General features: G+C 57.7%; 16 protein-coding genes and 2 tRNA genes. 12 read left to right on the top strand and 6 right to left on the bottom strand.

The genetic code is table 11. The features are described from left to right. Positions 1-50 precede the first annotated feature (50 nt). Both purD and tnpA read left to right on the top strand, forming a co-directional pair. Positions 51-1,337 (top strand): phosphoribosylamine--glycine ligase, encoded by a 1,287-nt coding sequence (gene purD / locus M9920_01165; protein MCO5050899.1) that lies wholly within the window; start codon positions 51-53, stop codon positions 1,335-1,337. Between the two features lie 227 nt (positions 1,338-1,564). After that, the gene (gene tnpA, locus M9920_01160; protein MCO5050898.1) at positions 1,565-2,029 is read left to right on the top strand and encodes an IS200/IS605 family transposase; all 465 of its coding nucleotides are present in this window, start codon (positions 1,565-1,567) and stop codon (positions 2,027-2,029) included. Positions 2,030-2,196: 167 nt separating this feature from the next. On the opposite strand, the gene M9920_01155 is transcribed toward tnpA, so the two are convergent. Then, positions 2,197-3,801 carry a sigma-70 family RNA polymerase sigma factor gene (locus M9920_01155; protein ID MCO5050897.1) on the bottom strand — a complete coding sequence of 535 codons (1,605 nt, stop codon included), beginning with the start codon at positions 3,799-3,801 and terminating at the stop codon, positions 2,197-2,199. Between the two features lie 188 nt (positions 3,802-3,989). Here M9920_01155 and M9920_01150 point away from each other — a divergent pair, with 188 nt between their 5' ends. The 6 genes from M9920_01150 to ybeY all read left to right on the top strand — a co-directional run bounded on the left by M9920_01150 (position 3,990) and on the right by ybeY (position 9,372). Next, positions 3,990-5,696: an ABC transporter permease gene (locus tag M9920_01150; protein MCO5050896.1), complete on the top strand. Its 1,707-nt coding sequence runs from the start codon at positions 3,990-3,992 to the stop codon at positions 5,694-5,696. Between the two features lie 381 nt (positions 5,697-6,077). Further along, a complete protein-coding gene (locus M9920_01145; GenBank protein MCO5050895.1) occupies positions 6,078-6,695 on the top strand; it encodes a hypothetical protein in 618 nt (205 codons plus the stop codon). Between the two features lie 166 nt (positions 6,696-6,861). Continuing rightward, entirely contained in the window at positions 6,862-7,182 is a 321-nt protein-coding gene (locus M9920_01140; protein MCO5050894.1) for a hypothetical protein, read from the top strand. Between the two features lie 185 nt (positions 7,183-7,367). Then, positions 7,368-7,853 carry an HIT domain-containing protein gene (locus tag M9920_01135; GenBank protein MCO5050893.1) on the top strand — a complete coding sequence of 162 codons (486 nt, stop codon included), beginning with the start codon at positions 7,368-7,370 and terminating at the stop codon, positions 7,851-7,853. Between the two features lie 11 nt (positions 7,854-7,864). Then, complete coding sequence (locus M9920_01130; protein MCO5050892.1) at positions 7,865-8,830, top strand: PhoH family protein; 966 nt, start codon at positions 7,865-7,867, stop codon at positions 8,828-8,830. Continuing rightward, positions 8,827-9,372 carry an rRNA maturation RNase YbeY gene (gene ybeY, locus M9920_01125; GenBank protein MCO5050891.1) on the top strand — a complete coding sequence of 182 codons (546 nt, stop codon included), beginning with the start codon at positions 8,827-8,829 and terminating at the stop codon, positions 9,370-9,372. Before M9920_01130 ends, ybeY begins: the two co-directional genes overlap by 4 nt. Here ybeY and M9920_01120 read toward each other — a convergent pair. From M9920_01120 to M9920_01110, 3 genes are all read right to left on the bottom strand, one after another. After that, positions 9,324-10,514: a response regulator gene (locus tag M9920_01120; protein MCO5050890.1), complete on the bottom strand. Its 1,191-nt coding sequence runs from the start codon at positions 10,512-10,514 to the stop codon at positions 9,324-9,326. The two genes, ybeY and M9920_01120, sit on opposite strands and share 49 nt — an antisense overlap. Beyond that, a complete protein-coding gene (locus M9920_01115) occupies positions 10,511-13,060 on the bottom strand; it encodes a response regulator (GenBank protein MCO5050889.1) in 2,550 nt (849 codons plus the stop codon). The genes M9920_01120 and M9920_01115 overlap by 4 nt, the downstream gene beginning before the upstream one ends. Positions 13,061-13,261: 201 nt before the next feature. After that, a complete protein-coding gene (locus tag M9920_01110) occupies positions 13,262-14,056 on the bottom strand; it encodes a prepilin-type N-terminal cleavage/methylation domain-containing protein (protein ID MCO5050888.1) in 795 nt (264 codons plus the stop codon). Between the two features lie 325 nt (positions 14,057-14,381). On the opposite strand from M9920_01110, the gene M9920_01105 reads away from it, so the two are divergent. From M9920_01105 to M9920_01090, 4 genes are all read left to right on the top strand, one after another. Beyond that, positions 14,382-14,846 (top strand): nucleoside deaminase, encoded by a 465-nt coding sequence (locus tag M9920_01105; GenBank protein ID MCO5050887.1) that lies wholly within the window; start codon positions 14,382-14,384, stop codon positions 14,844-14,846. Between the two features lie 100 nt (positions 14,847-14,946). Further along, on the top strand, positions 14,947-15,657 hold the full coding sequence (locus M9920_01100; GenBank protein ID MCO5050886.1) for a sel1 repeat family protein: 711 nt from the start codon (positions 14,947-14,949) through the stop codon (positions 15,655-15,657). A gap of 203 nt (positions 15,658-15,860) precedes the next feature. After that, complete coding sequence (locus M9920_01095) at positions 15,861-17,195, top strand: response regulator (GenBank protein ID MCO5050885.1); 1,335 nt, start codon at positions 15,861-15,863, stop codon at positions 17,193-17,195. Between the two features lie 81 nt (positions 17,196-17,276). Beyond that, complete coding sequence (locus M9920_01090) at positions 17,277-18,002, top strand: hypothetical protein (protein MCO5050884.1); 726 nt, start codon at positions 17,277-17,279, stop codon at positions 18,000-18,002. A gap of 2 nt (positions 18,003-18,004) precedes the next feature. Here the strand turns inward: M9920_01090 and M9920_01085 are convergent. After that, a tRNA-Val gene (locus tag M9920_01085) sits at positions 18,005-18,081 on the bottom strand. 26 nt (positions 18,082-18,107) lie between these two features. Then, positions 18,108-18,182 (bottom strand) — tRNA-Thr (locus M9920_01080). Positions 18,183-18,204 lie beyond the last annotated feature (22 nt).

Here is an 18,204-nt window from a genome sequence, read left to right as displayed (position 1 = left end):
GCGTCTGGGTCTTGAACTCCACGCGGGCGACTGCTTCAATCTGCGCCACCATGAAACTTCTGGTCATCGGTTCGGGCGGTCGTGAACACGCCTTGGTTTGGAAACTCGCCCAATCACCTCACGTCACGCGGATGTGGTGCGCCCCGGGGAACGCGGGCGTCGCGTTGGAGCGCCTCGCCGCGAGCGATCGCGCGGTGGAAGCGGTCAATCTCGGCGCGGAGGATCTGCCCCGATTGCTGGCGTTCGCGCAGGAGCAGCGGGTTGATTTCACCGTGGTCGGACCGGACAATCCGCTTGCGCTGGGCGTCGTGGATTTGTTCCAGCAGCACGGTTTGAAAATTTGGGGCGTGAACCAAAAGGCCGCGCAGTTTGAGGCGTCGAAAGTTTTCTCGCAACAATTCATGGAGAAATACGGCATCCCGACCGCTGCCGCCGGCACTTTTGACGACGCGGTTGCCGCCAAGAAGTTCGCGGCGGCGCTGGGTAAGTGCGTGGTGAAGGCGGACGGTCTCGCGCTCGGCAAAGGCGTTTTGATCTGTGCGAATCAGTCTGAGGCCGGGCAAGCCGTGGACGAAATCATGGTGAATCGCGCGTTCGGTGCGGCGGGCGCGCGTGTCGTGATTCAAGAATTTCTCGAAGGCATCGAAGTTTCCCTGCACGCGTTGTGCGACGGCACGACGGCGAAACTCTTTCCCACGTCGCAAGACCACAAACGCGCGCTCGACGGCGATCAAGGTTTGAACACCGGCGGCATGGGCACCTATTCACCCGCGCCATTTCTCACCGACGCGCAACTGGCCGACACCGCGCGGCAGATTCTCGATCCCTTCCTGCGCGGTTGCGCGGCGGAGGGGATTGATTTTCGCGGCATCTTATATCCGGGCCTCATGCTGACGCGGAACGGGCCCAAGGTTTTGGAATTCAACGCCCGCTTTGGCGATCCGGAAACGCAGGTTTATTTGACCCGTTTGGAAAACGATCTGCTGGAATTGCTCGACGCCAGCGCGAACGGCACGTTGGCGCGACACGAATTGAATTGGAAACCGGAGGCCAGCGTTTGCGTCATCATGGCCAGCGGCGGTTATCCCGGCAGCTACGCAAAGGGCAAAGTCATCAGCGGATTGGATGCGGCGAATCGCCTGCCGAAGACCAAAGTGTTCCATGCCGGCACGGCGTCGCGGGACGGACAGATCGTGACAAACGGCGGGCGGGTTCTCGGCGTGACGGCGCTCGGCAAAGATTTGCGCGCCGCGCAGGCGGCGGCGTACGCCGCGGTGGAATGTATTCAATTTGAAGGCGCGCATTTTCGCCGGGACATCGCGGCGAAGGCGGTTTGAACGCCGAAAGATAAGTGCGTGCGAAAATCTTTTCCGCCACCGACCTATCCCAACAGGATTGCGTCATACAGTGCGAGTTTGGAGCGGAGCGACTTAGCTAGAATGCACCTCCGTCGAATTGTTTCCCAATAGCCGGATGCAGATCTCAAGCACCGTAGGTGCGCCATCTTTGTAGAATCGAGATGATTAAGATTTCCAAGCTCCGTCAGGAGCGGCATCCTCTGCACATGGCCAACACCTACACCCAAATCTACATTCAAGTCGTGTTCGCCGTGGAAGGACGTCAAAACCTCATCGCCCCCGAACACAACGACGAGTTGCAGAAATACATCACCGGCATCGTCTCTGCGCAGCGGCACAAGTTGATTGCGATAAACAATATGCCGGACCATTTGCATCTGCTTGTTGGCTTGCGCCCCGACGCCGCACTTTCAGAACTGGTGCGCGACATCAAGGCGAACTCTTCCCGCTTCATCAACGCGAAGCGTTGGGTGATGGGGCGGTTTTCGTGGCAGGAAGGATTCGGCGCGTTTTCCTATTCCCGCTCGCAACTCGGAGCGGTAATTCGTTACATCGAGGATCAGGAGAAACATCACGTGAAGAAATCGTTTCTCGACGAGTACAAGGCCTTGCTGGACAAGTTCGAGGTGGAATACGACCAACGTTACATCTTCAAACCGATTAGCGGGTGATTCGTCGACTATGCCGCTCCTAACGGAGCTTGGACCGTTATGACCTCCGGTCACTACAGAGATGTCGCGCCTACGGCGCTTGGAGGTGTCCCGGTTTTGAGAGTTCGTAATTTTCGCGTGAATAAACCGATACCCAAACCCTTCTTCGTCGCCAACATTGAGCGCCGCTAGGGTGAACTTTCCGACTCTGGTGATGGAGTGACGAACGGTATCCGATAGTTTAATTGCGTGTTGAATTCGATGGTGACCGAACGTCCATCCGGAGCGACGGTAGGAATAAAGTCCAGTATTGGACCGGTGTAATATACCTCCCCCGAGGCGATCTTGCCCGCTCCCACTTCTTGAAATTGTACATGCCGTCCGATCGGGGCCGTTCCTTCAGGCGCTGCAAGCAGCTTGATTCCCTCGGTACGTTCCGCGTATTCCAACATCGTACGGAGTTGATCGGTTGCTACGGTATGCACCTTCGGGCTGGAGCCGATTTTGCTGAAGTCGAAAACGTCAAAATTGAACCGCGCCAAGCCGGATTCTTCGCCGGCGGCTTCGGTGTATTCCAGGAACTTGGTTTTAATCGAGAGCTGACCGGAGTCGTCGCCAGGCTGCGCGGTTATCAGGGCGATGGCCCGCTTTCCCGATGGAGTTTTCCAGCCTCCAGTGACGAGCGTTTTGTCCCAGTTCAATGAGGCGGTCCCAAAGGAAGTAAAAGTCCGGACGGGGGGAGTATTCGACAGGACGGTAGAGATATTCGACTGAATCGACTGAAAGTGCTCCCAGTCTTCCAGCTGTTCCGCCAATTCAGCATTTTCGTTGCGCAGGCGCGTGACTGCGCCGCGCAACCGAAGCAGTTCGAGTGAGTTTCCGTTTTGCTCCACGGATTCCGCTCCCAGTTGGGAAATGCGATCCGTCAACGATCCGTTGTCCTTTTGCAGGCTTTGAACTTGTTCTTCCAATAGCGCTTGCTGTTGCCGGAGCGTCTGCACTTCGGCGCGGGCATCGTGAACTTGCTTGGCTTCGTAAAGGCCCACTCCGGCGAGCACGGCGACAGTGGTGGTAACGAGAGTTTTTTGCAGAGTAGTCATGGCCATGGTTTTAGTGGCGGTGATAAGGGTTGAAGTGGTTGCAGCCGTTCCAGCGAGCGCGACACTCGAAATGGTGAGCGCCAAACCCGCCGGCGCGGTTTGTACGGCATGGGTGGAAATCAAAAGGCCCAGCCCTCCCGAGCCGATATTGATGCCGTGTTTGCTGAACAGATCGCGCAGCTTCTCGACGGCGCGATTCACCCGCTTTTGCGCCGCTTCCGCGCTGATGTGCAGACGCTCGGCCATTTCCGTCGCGCTCTTCTTTTCAAAGTAACGGAGCAGAATTGCGTCGCGTTCCGATTCAGCCAGCTTGCCGATGAGCGCATCGAGGTGCGGGGCGATTTCCTGCCACGAGACTGCGGCGGGAGCGTGGGTGAATTCATTCATCGTGACGGCCTCCTTTTCCCGCTGTTGGCGGCGCGCGTCGGTGCGGATGGTTTTAATGGCGAGGTGATGCGCGGTGGTGTGCAACCAGCCCGAGAGAATGGGGCGTGGGGTCAATCGTCGGGCGTTTTGCGCCAGTGCCGCGAAGGTGGCCTGGGCCACGTCTTCAGCGCGGAACGCATCCCCGAGGTGACGCAGGGCCGTGGAGTAAACCAGGTCAATGTGGCGGCGCACCAGTTCGGTAAACGCGGCTTCCGAGCGGTGCGAAACATACGCGCGCAGCAGTTGTTGGTCGGTCTGGTTGTTCACTCATGAAACAGTACCCGGCCCGCTGAAAATCGGACAGAGAAAAGCGGCTGAGAACTACCGCTGCCCAAGACGCTGGCGCGTTGGTTGGTGGTTTCGAGATTTTCATCGCGCGTTAGGCCGACATTGAAGAGCGGAAGACTTGAACTGCGGTCTTGCCGTGGCGCAATGGGTTGGTTAAATCACGCCCCATGACTTTCCTGCCGATTGTCGAACGCGAGTTGCGCCTGGCGGCGCAGCGCCGCGCGACGTTCTGGTTGCGTCTGGCGGCGGCGTTGGTGGCGCTGCTGATGGGGTGCGGTCTGTATGTTCTGCTGGCCGTGGTGCCCGGCGGAGTCGGCATGCACATCGGGCGGGTGCTGTTTGGGACGTTAACCTGGATGTCGGTGATTGCGGCCTCGCTGGTGGGTGCGTTTTTTACCGCCGACGCATTAAGCGAGGAAAAGCGCGAGGGCACTTTGGGGTTGTTGTTCCTGACCAACCTGCGCGGTTACGACGTGGTCTTCGGCAAATTGCTGGCGACGTCGTGTCGGTCAATTTTTCCGGTTCTGGCCATTTTTCCAATTTTTGCCGCCACTCAATTGCTGGGCGGTGTGGCGGGGAGCACCTTCTGGCGCGTGATGCTGGCGCTGACGCATACCTTGATTTTTTCGCTGATTTGCGGGTTGTTGGTGTCGGCATTGAGTCGGCATCCACAAAAAGCGTTGTTCGGAACGCTGGCGTTGCTGTTCGTGCTGTTGACAGCGGGCTTTGCGATTGATGGCTGGTGGGCGTATGCGCAGACCCGTTTGTTTACTCCGCGATGGTCTTTGATCAGCCCATTTTTTGTCTTCTCATCAGCCAGCAGTAATTCGAACTTGTTTTGGCCGAGCCTCCTGGTCAGCCAGGGGCTGACGTGGGGATTGTTTGCCACGACCTGCTTTTTAATTTCACGAACGTGGCGGGAGCGGCGCGGCGCGCGTTCTGCCGATGTGGGAATGCGGCGGAGCGGGTGGCTGGCAGGCGCGTTGCGTCGGCGATTTCGCGCGTCCACCAGTTGGCTGGAAAGCAGTCCGATTCTATGGCTCGTCGGACGGCGGCGCGGGCAGGCGCTGTGGTTGTGGCTGGGCGCATTGATACTGTTGGGCGGCTGGGTTTATGCCCAGCAGAGCAGTAATTCCGTGATGAGTGGGTTGTCCGCGGTTCTGATATTGCAACTGATCCCCCTCGCGTTAAGCCTCTGGGTGGCGTCGCTCGCCTGCCATTTGTTTGCGGAATTACGCGGCGCGCGTTGGATCGAACTGCTGTTGGTTGCCCCGCTGGATTTCACAAAAGTGGCGCCGACCGCCTGGCGCGGATTATTGCGAATCTTCGGTCTGCCGATCACCGCTATTTTTCTGGTCTTATTAGTCGTTGGCTTCACGAATCCGATCGCGCCCCTGACGGCCGCATCGAGTCTGACGTTTTCCCTGCTGTCCGGCTCGACGGTTCGCGGCCTTCTCGCGCTGGGCGGAGTTGTCGTCTGGATAACGAACTTAATCGCGCTGACCTGGTTTGGCTTTTGGATGGGTTTGGTGTCGCGCAACAGTCTGGCCGCCACGTTAAAAACGCTCCTCTTTGTGCAGGTCATTCCGTCGCTGGCGATTTCTTTTGGCGCGGGCATTTTGATGAGCCTGACGCTGGTGCTAACCGGCTGGTCAAGTGGCGGCACGAGGCGATTGGAGCTTTATGCGCTGGTCACCACCTTGGTGCCCATGGCGCTTTCGCTGACCAAGAACTGGGTATTTTATTTTCTGGCCCGGAAGCGGATGGGCGAGCAGTTCCGGGCCACGGCCCTCCAGGCGGTTAATGTCGCAGCGGGATCGTTACTGCCAGTTGTCGCGGCCCCTCCCGTCATGGCCACTCCGCCACGAATTTGATCCGTCAGCCAACAGCCTTTTGACTTTCCCGCTACTCGCTTCTAATCTGCTCGCATGGACTCACTCCACGCGCCGCGGCGGATTGAATACATCCTCGCACCCAAGCCGAAGCTCGACGACAATTTTCGGGCAGGCCGACGCTTCGCGGGTGCAGGTATTCGCAACTCTCAAAGTGCTGGCAGCCTCGTGTCCTCTGGCAACAAGCGGTTACCTTTGTTTCCCTGATGGCGCTGATTTTGGCCACGATGCCAGGCGAGGTTTATGCCCAGAGTTACACGCCGGTGGGCGGGAAGTGTTTGGGGCAGTGCTTTTTTAGGGTCTGTGGCAGGTGGAGCAACTGGAGGTGCAGTCAGCGCAGCGGTTTCGGAGGGAGACATCGGGATGGGCGCACTCACGGGAGCTATCGCCGGAGGAATTGGGTTTGCAGTCGGTCAGTTGCAAGTTCAAATTTGGCGTGGGCCTTCTCCGGATTGGTGGGGAGATGACCTCAGTGGGTTCGCAACGAGCGCAGGTGGGGGGGCATTAGGTGGGGGCATCGGTGCAGAATTGCAGGGGGGAAGCTTTGCTGAAGGGGCAGCGTACGGTGCAATAGGCGGAGCCATCGGCTACGGAATCGCAGTGGACTTGCCGGATGCGATTGCTAATCCACGGGCGGATCATCTCTTTCTAGGGAAAGTAGTTGATGCGTTACGTGTCGCCGGGGCATTTTTTGAGGGTGCGGCGGAGGGTTTGGCCGCGAGCATTGATGGCGCGCTTCCAGGCGCACAATTCCGGGACTTTTACGGCGACAACCAAACTGCTGTTAAGTTCAGCAAGCCGGTTGGAGGAGCTGCAATTCAAACCCTTGCTACAGCCGGGGTTGGTGGCTTGGCGCAGGTTGGAATTCGTGGCGGAGCATCAACAATGCAAATCGCTGTTGGGACCGGCAAGCCGTTCCATGTGGTATATGGGGCAGGCGGAAAAGTGGCTCACGCAATGGGCGGGAATCTGGGAGGATGAGAGTTGTCGGCGAATCATCTTTCAAAGGTGCATTCGCGCCGGGAAGAGAATTGTTTCGTATAACGGAGATTCCGATCCGCAATCCTACGGCAGCGATGCAAACCGGGCAGCGAGCATGGTCTTGCGTAACAGCAGCGGGTTCGGCAGTTTCCCGCAGAGTATTTAAATGAGCTTTCCTGCCTACATCATTCAAGGGGAAAATTTGCAGAGGTTCGTTGCATCGCTTCACGGAGACGACGACTACCAACAACATAGCTTGTCAGAAATCCAAGACGAACAAGTAGTAGAAGTCGTTCGTGATGGCAATCGGCTGCTCGTGGCACTGTCCCGCCTTCCAGAATATCGAGAGTGTGTCGTAGTTAAATGGAGATTCAAGACTCGTCTGTTCAGTTCCTCAAAGGAATTGAACAATCTGCTGCGTACCGCTTTGGCGAGTGTCAACGCTGTTTCTATCGAGTCATTTCTGGAGAAGCGTGCTGCTAAGTGAATCTGCGACTGAACAACGGGCATAAAGCGGTTCTAGATCAGTTCTTGGTTTTACCTGCTTTGAGTGGTTGTAGCAGCGGATTTGCGCTAGCTCACTACTTTGGCGTCAGCTCTTATATCCGTTTCAGCGGGTATCTGCTCAACACGTCTTTTGACTTTCTCGGGCCGCGTTTCTAATCTGCGCGCATGGACTCACTCCACGCGCCGTGGCGCATCGAATACATCCTGGCGCCTAAGCCCAAGCTCGACGAGAGCTTGTTCGTGACCATCGCGCAATCCAGCGACGATGAAGGCAATCTCGTCATCGCGCGGGATCGCACCTGCTACGCGTTGTTGAATCGCTATCCCTACGTGGGGGGCCATCTGATGGTGGTGCCTTACAAACAATCGCCGGACCTGGAGGGTTTGACGGATGACGAAGTGTCGGACTTGTGGAAACTGGTGCGGCGGTGCATCGCGACGCTCAAACGCGAGATGCGGCCGGATGGGTTTAACGTTGGCATCAATCTCGGCAAGGTGGCGGGCGCGGGAATTATTGAGCATGTGCATATCCACATCGTACCACGTTGGAACGGCGACACCAATTTCATGCCGGTCATCGCCGGCGTCGGCGTTGTGCCGCAGGCGTTGACGGATTTGGCGAATCAACTGCGGCGGGCACTGGCCCAATAAATTTTCATTTCATGGCTTCGGAAACTTTGCACTTCGATAACGCGCGCGTCGCGCAGCAACTCTACAACAATGAACCGCGTAATCTGGATGCGCTCGAGGCGCAACTTGGCGTCAAGGCCACGGTGCGCGATGGTTGGATCAAACTCGAAGGCGCGGCGGACGCCGTGGAACGCGCGCGGCAGTTATTCATGTCGCTGGAAACTTCGCTCAAAGCGGGGGGCACGGTGCGGAATCGTGAATTCGCCCACGCGCTGAATGTGGTGCGGCATGACGGTGCGGCGATGTTGCGTGATTTGATGAGCGAACGGGTGCAGACGCATGAACGCCGCCCGGGCGTGACGGCCAAGACGGTTGGTCAGAAGAAATATCTGGAAGCGATCCGAAATCACGATGTGACGTTCGGTATTGGGCCGGCGGGCACGGGGAAAACTTATCTGGCGGTGGCGATGGCTTTGGCGGCGTTGCGGGAGGGAAAGGTTTCCCGGATCATTCTGACGCGCCCAGCGGTTGAAGCGGGCGAGGCGCTGGGGTTTTTGCCCGGTGATTTGAATGAGAAAATCATGCCGTATTTGCGACCGCTGCTGGATGCGTTGCAGGACATGATGCCGCCCGAGGAAATCCAGAAGCACACGGAGCGGAACACGATCGAAATCGCGCCACTGGCTTACATGCGCGGTCGCACTTTGAACAATGCCTTTATCATTCTGGATGAAGCGCAGAACGCGACCGCCGAGCAGATGCTGATGTTTCTCACGCGATTGGGTTACGGGGCCAAGGCGGTGGTCACGGGCGACGAGACGCAGATTGATCTGCCGCCGCACCGGCAATCCGGTTTGCTTGAAGCGCATCGAATTCTCACCGGGGTGGAAGGGATTGCGATGATTGAGTTCAACAAGCGCGACGTGGTGCGCCACGCGCTGGTGCAGCGCATCATCGCGGCTTACGAGACACAGCGTGAAAAACCCTCCGCTTCGTGAAGCTCGAACTCAGCCTCCAAAACCAGCAACGCATCCGCGCCATCAAGGTGCGGCGGTTGCGGGAAATCGTCCGCTCCCTGCTGGCGGAACAACTACAATTTACGGAGGTCGAACTGAATATTGTCTTGGTGTCGGCGCGCAGAATGGCGCAGGTGAATGAGCAGTTCCTGCGGCACGAAGGCAGCACGGATGTCATCACCTTTGATTACCTTGAGTCGCGCCACATTCGCAGAAGCGCCGGGCCGCAGCCCTCGCGTCTATGCGGCGAATTGCTGGTTTGCGTCGAGGAGGCCGTGACCCAGGCAGAGGTATTTCAAACTTCGTGGCCGGCGGAAGTCGTCCGCTACATTGTGCATGGCGTTTTACACCTGTGCGGTGAAGACGATCAAACTCCGGCGGCGCGGCGTATCATGAAGCGGCGGGAAAACCGGCTCGTACGTCGGTTGGAGCAGAAGTTTTCTTTTGCGGCGTTGGCGCGGAAGCCAGCGGCGCGTCAGGCGGCTGGAGCGAGCGCCGGCGGATGTTGGGCGCGTAAAAGGTGAATGAGTGATTTGACAGCGAGTTCGAGAAACGGGAACGGTTTTGCGATGAAATCATTGCCACCGCTCATCGTGGAGTTGGCGCGATTTTGAAAATCATTCAGTCCGGTGACAAAAATGACGGGCGTTTTTTTGTGACGCGGCAGTGCGCGCAGTCGGGCGCACAATTCGTGGCCGTTCATTTCCGGCATGTCCACATCCAGGAAAACCAGGTCGTAGGCGGTATCACTCAACAATTGGAGCGCGGCTTTCGGATCATCCACCCCCACGGATTTTAATTTCGCACTTTCCAGCGCGTGGGTCACGGCCCGCCGCGAAATCGGTTCATCATCCACCACCAGGATTTTGGCGCGCGCCACGTCGTTTGTTTTTCCCGTGCCGGGCTGCTCGTAGAGCACGGGCAGAAAATCAATGGCCGCGGCGAGCGTGCGCAACGTGGATGCGGTGATGGTTTCCGGTTTCTCGTGCAATTCCATCACCAGGGCTTCGAGGACTTCGACCAAACGCGCAAACGTGCCCAGGTCGGCCAGATGCGTCACCCCCATCAGCGCGTGCAAATGATAATAAATTTCCTGAGTGTGCTCGGCGCGCCTGGCGGGCGGGGGAGACTTGGCCAGCGCGGTGATGGCCTGTCGGAGTTTGGCCAGAGTTTCGGGAAACGACTGGGCGAACGAGTTGCGCATTTCCTTGACGAAAATGGACTCGGACTTGGCTGGCTTGGCGGCGGGAGTGAGTTTGGGTTTCGGCTCTGGAATCGCCGCCTTGGCAAGATCCACGTTCAAACCCAAGGTCGTTCGGATGGACTCGATGACATCCTGGGGCGAGCAGTTGGCCTTGGACAGGCACTTGGTGGCTCCCGCTTTCCAGGCAGACTGAACCAGACTGCTTAGATAGGTGTTGGAGAAAATGATGATGGGCAGCTTTTGATACTGCGGGGTGGCCCGGAGTTGTTTGAGCAATTCCAATCCACTCATCCCGGGCAGAATCAAATCCAGCACGAGCGCGTCCGGAGAAAATGTTTTCAACCGCTCCAGTCCGGCTTCCGCCGTGGCCACGGTCTCCACGGTCAAACCTTCGTCCGTCAGTTTGTTGCGGTAGGTGTTGGCGACGATTTGATCGTCTTCAATCATCAGGATTTTTTTCATGCGGGCGAATGGGGCGTCGGAGCGGTCTGCAAGTATGGATTGAGAATGGTGCGGATCAATTCGAACTCGGTCTGCACCTGCGCAAACAGCGCCGCAGCCTGGGTGAGTTGTCCGGCTTCACCCTGTTGTTCCAGCGTGCTGAGCAGCGGCACGATGCGTTTCATGCCGCAGGTGGCGCTGGCCCCCGAGCAACTGTGCGCCAGGCGCCGAACGGCGGCGGGATCATTCGCCTGAATCGCGACCCGCAACTCTTCCAGTTGTTTTGTCGTTTGGTTGAGATACAGCGTGGCCAGTTCCGCCAGATTGTTCGGATCTCCATCAGAGAATTCGTTCAACCGGTCCAGATCAACAGCGGGCAATTCGTTCATAGGCGATTGGGTTTGTGCAAGCAGGTTCAAAGTAGCGGCTGAAGAATCGTTGGTGGTCGCCTGCGAATCAAGCGCGGCTTTCACTCCCCAGCGTTCAATCAGGGTGCGTACTTCTTCCGGGCGAACCGGCTTGGCCAGATAATCATCCATGCCGGCGGCCAGACATTTGTCGCGGTCGCCAGGCATGGCGCTCGCGGTCATGGCGATAATGATGAGCGGCGATTTGTAATGCGGGTAGGTGGCGCGGTCCTGCTGACGCGCGCGGATTTGCCGCGTGGCCTCGAGGCCGTCCATTTCGGGCATCATCACGTCCATGAAGATCAGGTCGTAAGGATTTTCCTCCAACGCGCGCAACGCTTCGCCACCGTTGCCGGCAATTTTCGGCGTATAACCCATTTGCCCCAGTAACCGCGTGGCGACCTTTTGGTTGATCAAATTATCGTCGCACAACAAGATGCGCAGTGGCAGCCGTTGCGCGAGGGCCGGGTCTAATTTCCGGATCGTGGTGGCCGGTTTCGGCGCTGGAGCGCGATGCGAGACCACGCGCACCAACACCTCAATCAATTGCGACGGCTTGAGCGGTTTGGTGACGCTGGCGGCGAATCCAATGGCGCGGGCATCCAGATCGTTCGCCCGTTCGGTCATTGAAGCGAGCAAGACGAGCGGCAGTTTTGCGCCGTCGGGGAGACGGCGGATGGCCTTCGCCAGGGCGAGTCCGTCGGGTTCGGGCATCTGTTGATCCAACAAGACCAGGTCAAATTTCTCTCCGGCCCGCAACCAAGCCAGGGCTTGCTCACCGCGCGTGGTCGTTTGGGCCGCCAACCCCCACCGGCTGGTTTGACGCGCCAGAATCCGGCAATTCGTGGCGCTGTCATCCACCACCAGCACTTTCAATCCGCGCAGTTGCGGGTGCGGTTGATCCCATAGCGCGGCCTTGGTGGCTGGAGCAACTTGATACGGCAAGGTGAATTGAAAAATTGAACCGATCCCTGGCGCGCTTTCCGCCCACATGCGCCCACCCATCAGTTCAACGAGACGGCGACAGATGGACAGGCCCAAGCCGGTGCCGCCGAAATGACGGGTGGTGGAGGCGTCCGCTTGCATGAACGGACTGAACAGACCATCCAAGCGGTCCGGCGCAATGCCAATGCCCGTGTCGCGAATTCGAAAATGCAGAAAGCCGGATTCCGTACCAGGCTCGGGTTGCAACCCGTAATGCTTGACCTCGACTCCGATCTCGCCACGCGGTGTGAACTTGACCGCGTTACCGATCAGATTGACCAGCACCTGACGCAGTCGGGTGATGTCGCCATAAATATGCTGCGGGATGTCGTCAGCGATTTCATAGATCAGGTCCAGATTCTTTTCGCCGGCTTTGGGACCGAGCAAATCCAGCGCGGCTTCAATACAGTTCGAAACGCTTAAAGGGCGGCGTTCCAGTTCCATTTTGCCGGCCTCGATTTTTGAAAAATCCAGAATATCGTTGATGATTCGGAGCAGGGATTCTGCGCTGGCGTAAATCGTATCCACGTAACTGCGCTGCTCGGGCTCAAGCCGGGTCTCCTGCAACAGACTCGCCATGGCGATGACGCCATTCATCGGCGTGCGAATTTCATGGCTCATATTGGCGAGAAAATCCGACTTGTTGCGGAGATTCAGCATCGCCGCGTCACGTTCCGATTCCAGCGTCCGGCAGCGTCGCTGCAATTCCAGCCACTGCCGCCGGTGTTGCACCACTGCGGTGACGCGCGTTCGCAACTCCGTACCCGCCAGCGGTTGCACGAGCAAGCCACTATTTTCGAGTGGCGTCTCCGTCGGGTTTGAAGTTGCGGGGTTGCGCTCGCTCACCACCAGGACCGGAATGTTTCGGGTGTGCGGCACCTCTTTCAGTTGACGTAAGAATTCCGAGCCATGCAGCCCCGGCAGGTCCGGGTCCAATAAAACGACGTTGGTGCGATTGTCGTTCAGCCGCAACAGCGCTTCCTCCGTGGTGGGAGCGTGAATGAGTTTCAAATTTGGCGAATCGAGCGACTTCCCTAATTTCGTCGCGATCGTGGCGTGACTCTCCACCAGTAAAATATGCACTGTGTCTGACATCGTAAAATTCAGCGTCACCCGCTTCACCGGAATGAAGCTGGCGACGAATGCCGCAAAATCAGCAGGTTCAACACCAATCACACTCCCGTTTTACGCTAAAACGTCGCGGTGACCGTGCGTCTTGAGTGACTGCGAGTAGTCGGGCAACGACCGGGCGGAAACTCTGGCTGTCTTGAGATGAACTCAAATTTATCTCCGGTTGGCTTGATTCAAGACATTGGCAACCGTCTTCAGGACAGGTTGATGAGCGCAACGGTGCAGGGGATTGGGCGGAAGCCCAGCTCACGGGAAGGGCGTGGCTGGATTGATGGGGGCGGATGTGCGCACTTGCAACCACGGCACATCACGCGGCCCTTTCGGACTGGTCGGCTTGACCTTCGCCAGGGTATCCGGATCCTGCCACTTATGAATTTCACTGTGTCCATCGGCAAAGGAAAGGCCACAAGCGCCGTTGTGAAAGTTGCCGGGATCATTGCCCCAAATGATGGTGTCAAACACCACCAGGAAATAACCGTCATCGAGAGTGCTGGGACTTTCATCGAGAAAAACGAACGCCTGCGAGGGTGAAGGTCGGATGATCTCAGACATTTTCCGGAACGTAAAATAAGTGTTCTTGGTCTGTTGGGTGTACCAACTGTTGCCGTTCATATTGCCGTTCAGCGACATGCTGCGCACCCGCGGTCCAAGCACCGTGTTACCGATCTTCACCTGGGTTTTATCCGCGGGACATTTGTAAATGCCGAGCGACTGATTGTAATTCCACAAAAATCCGGAGGGCGACTTGAGCAGATTGACATTGGTGCCGTCCAGCGGGTTGGCAATAAATTGGCCGCCAATCCAACCCGTGTACACCGCGCCATCGCCATTGGGTACGAGCTTGTCGCCGTTGTCCTGCGCGTACATCACCCAACAGAGCTGAAGCTGCTTGAGGTTGTTGAGACAACCGATTCCCGTGGCTTTTTCTTTGGCTTTGGAAAGGGCGGGCAACAACATTGCCGCCAGAATGGCAATGATGGCGATCACGACCAGTAATTCGATCAACGTGAAGCCTTGACGCGATACGTTATGGGCCTTCATGCCGTCAAAATATCGCCAATCGGTCGTAACACCAGTTTTTTTCTCCAGCAGTTTATCGAACCAGATCGGAACGATGCGGTTGAAAGTGCATATTTGAAAGCAGCGGCTGGCTGCAAGCTTGGAGCGCGGCAACGGCAGAGCCATTGGGCAAGGCTATCAGTTTGACCAGGATTCCGCGCTGCCAGTGTCGGTTCGATTGTGCCAGTCGCGCCGGGGTCGGGCGTAATGATTTCACTGATTTTAATTTTCTTCACAAGCGCCCGCTCCCGACGCATTCTCCAAACGCATAACGACAACTGGCAACCAAAGTAATCGCATCCACAATATGTCTGATCCCTTTCTCCAAGCCGCCATTGACGAAGCGAAAAAGGGTCTGGTGACTGGCGGAATTCCCATCGGTTCGGTGCTGGTTCACAACGGAAAGATCGTGGGACGCGGGCATAATCAACGACAGCAACAGGGCAGCGTGATTCGCCACGCGGAAATGGATTGTCTGGAAAATGCCGGACGGCAAGACGCCGCGTTTTATGCGCGTTGCACGCTTTACACCACGCTCTCTCCCTGTCCCATGTGTAGCGGCGCGGTATTGCTCTACAAAATTCCGCGTGTGGTGATTGGCGAAAATCAAAACTTCCAGGGCGCGGAGGCCAGTCTGCTTTCTCAAGGAGTGGCGCTGGATATCCGCAACGATCCGACGTGCGTCAAATTGATGGCGGATTTCATCCGGACGCATCCGGACCTCTGGCACGAAGACATTGCTCTTCCGGGGCGCGCCGCCGCCGAGGCTTGAGCAATTCATCACTTGAATTCAGCCCAACTCAAAATATGCTGGAAGACGTTGAAACTTCAGCGCCGAGTAGGCGCGGAAGTCTCGTGTCGAAACCATCGTCATGGCTGGCCATCGCAAAACTTGGGACCGATTTGAAGACCTGCGCAAAGCCGCGGAGGAAGGTGATCCGCAGGCGCAATGCTACCTCGGCGTTTCCTACCAGAACGGCGCGGGAGTCGCGCAGGATTACGTCGAAGCGGTAAAATGGTTTCGCCGTGCGGCAGATCAGGATGATCCGGTGGCGCAATGTTACCTGGGTTTCTGCTACTTATCCGGCCAGGGCGTGCCGCAGGAGCTGGGTGCCGCCGCGCAATGGTTTCGCGAAGCGGCGGAACTGGGCGATCCGGCGGCGCAATTCAATCTCGGCATGCTTTACGAAACCGGCCAGGGCGTGCCGCAAAACTACGCCGAGGCGGTCAAGTGGTATCACGCTGCCGCGGAGCGCGGCGAGGCGCAGGCGCAATTCAATCTGGGCGTCTTTTATGAGCAGGGTCAGGTCGTGTCGCAGAATTTCCATGAAGCGGTGAAATGGTATAATGCCGCCGCCGAACAGGGCGTCGCGCCGGCACAATGCAATCTGGGGTTGTGTTATCAAACGGGGCGCGGCGTGCCGGAAGATCAGCAGGAAGCCGTGCGTTGGTTTCTCCGCGCCGCTCGCCAGGGCGATAAAACCGCGCAGCACAACCTGGGGGTTTATTACGCCCGCAAAGAAGCCGAACAGGCGGCGACTCAAGCCACAACGGAAGCCGAGAGTGAAACGCCCACGACTTGAGCGAGTGGCCCGGAAGCGGTCATTGGTCCAGCGCCTGTTTTTCCCGTTTTGTTGGCGCAAATACGAGTTTTTGGAACAATAATTGCGGTTGGGAGCGGACAAGTTTGATGACCGATCATCAATTTCACCGTGAGAACCTGAATTTCATTTCCTTGGTTGCCACCGTTACGTAATTTTTACCGATAAATCCGCAGGAGCGCCTTGTGTCCAAAAAAATACTGATCATTGACGATGACGCCGAATATCGCCAATTGATGGGCGAAGTCCTGTCCTTGGAAGGCTGGCAGGTGCTGGAGGCCGCCGATGGCGAGACCGGACTGGAAACGGTCAGTCGTGAGCGACCAGATGTCGTGTTGTGCGACCTGCTGATGCCTCGGAGCAACGGCTTTCTGGTTTGTCGAAAAATTCGGGGCGATTTCACCCTGCGCCACACCAAAATCGTCGTCGCTTCCGGTCAGGATTATGACTCCGACCGTCTGGCCGCGCGCGAGGCTGGAGCGGACGAATATCTCACCAAACCTATCAAGCCGTACGATTTGCTGGCGTTGATCGCGCGTCTCACGGACGACGCTTCAATCATCACGCCGCCCGAGGTGATTCATCCCCTCACGCCTCCGCAACCGGCTTGGCTGAAGTTTTGGGGAGTGCGCGGCTCCGTTCCTACGCCCGGTGCAGGAACGATCCGCTACGGAGGCAACACGACCTGCATCGAAGTCCGCGCCCAGAACCAAATCATCATCCTGGACGGCGGCACCGGATTGCGACCCCTCGGGCGCGCGTTGCTCGCCGAATTTCAGGATCAACCGCTGCACATCACCATCCTGCTCACGCACACGCACTGGGATCACATTCAGGGGCTGCCCTTTTTCACGCCGATCTATCATCCGCGTTGCCGGGTGCGCATTTTGGGTTTTGAAGGCGCGCGCCGCGGCTTGGTCAACGTCCTCACCGGTCAGATGGAATCACCCTACTTCCCCGTGCCGTTTGGCGAACTGCCCGGCAACATCGAAGTGGATGAATTGAAGGACCTCGAATTCCCGGTCGGTAATCTACGCGTGCGCGCCTGGTTCGCCAATCATCCCGGCATCTGCGTGGGGTATCGCATCCATACCGGCAGCGAATTGATCGTGTTCTTCCCCGACAACGAACCGCATTGTCGCTACGACGAGGCGGGCCATCCGCATCCGACCCGTGCGGAGGCATCACTCGAATACGCCCGCAGCCAGGAAAGCAAAATGATCGAGTTCCTGCACGGCGCGGACGTGGCCATTCTGGACGCCCAATACGACCGCGCCGAATACGAAAAACACATCGGCTGGGGGCACGGTTGCGTGGAAGACGTCGTCATGCTCGCCATCCGCGCGCAGGTGAAACAACTTTTCTTATTCCATCACGATCCCGACCACGATGACGGGAAGCTGGATGAAATGCTCGCGCGAGCCCGACAAATTGTGGCGCGGGAAAAATCCCCCTTGCTGGTGGATCTGGCCACGGAAGGCCACGTCGTGCGCTTCGCCGCCGCACTCCAAACCGCTTGATCTCTGGACGCACGCGCCTAAGCTGCGAATAGAATCGTCGTTACAATAGTCAGACGGTTACGGAGCTGACTCCGATGCGCCATGAAACCAATCCTGTTCATCTTGCTGCTTTCCGCCAGTTGGCTGGGCGCACAGGACCTTTCCGATCCGGTCCGACTGGTCAACGATCATCGGGTAAATCTGCAGCCGCTCTTCCACTGGTGGACCAACGCCGGCGCCATCAGCGCCACCAACACCGCGCGCACCAATGCCGAACCGGTGTCGTTACCGCCGCGTCCGTTGGCCGCGTGGGTGCGCGTCGTTTCCAATCAACTGACCAATACCGGCTTTGCCTGGCTGGCTCATGCCGCCATTCAAGAAATACCCGGTGGTCCGTTCACCAACCAAGTCATCGTGCTGCGTCACGGTCCGTTCGAGGAGAAGAAGCGGTTTGATCGCGCCGCGCAGGATTTTCAGCAGGCGGGCGACGCCCTGTTGGTGGCCAGTAACCAATACGTGCAAAGCATGGAAATCACCACCGAGTTCGATCAAAAGGCGAATTTGTATCAGGAAATGTACGCGCTCGATCCGTGGCAACACTCGCGTCTGGGCGACGTCGCCGCGGCATACCGGCAATCCGCCGATAAAGCCTATCGCCAGGCGCTGAACGCGAGCCAGCGGGTGGAACAACTGAACCAACAACGCGTCGAGCTGCACCAAATCACCCAGGGTCGCGATAATTTGGAAGTGGACACCTTCGCGTTGCGCACGCGGGAACAATACCGCGGTCTGCCAGTGTACGAGATGGGGCTGCGCTTCGGGCGTTGAAATGGTGGGCGCTGAGGGATTCGAACCCCCGACCTACTCGGTGTAAACGAGTCGCTCTAACCAACTGAGCTAAGCGCCCGCAGGGAGTGCGTGTTCCCCAAAAAATGGAGCCAACGGTGGGGATTGAACCCACGACCTACGGTTTACGAAACCGTTGCTCTACCACTGAGCTACATTGGCTTGTTCAGGCCGTAAAGTCGGG

It is taken from the genome of Verrucomicrobiia bacterium (assembly GCA_023953615.1).
Taxonomy (GTDB): domain Bacteria; phylum Verrucomicrobiota; class Verrucomicrobiia; order Limisphaerales; family JADLHS01; genus JADLHS01.
The sequence above is the reverse complement of the archived record's forward strand: the minus strand, read 5'-3'. Positions and strand labels throughout refer to the sequence as shown.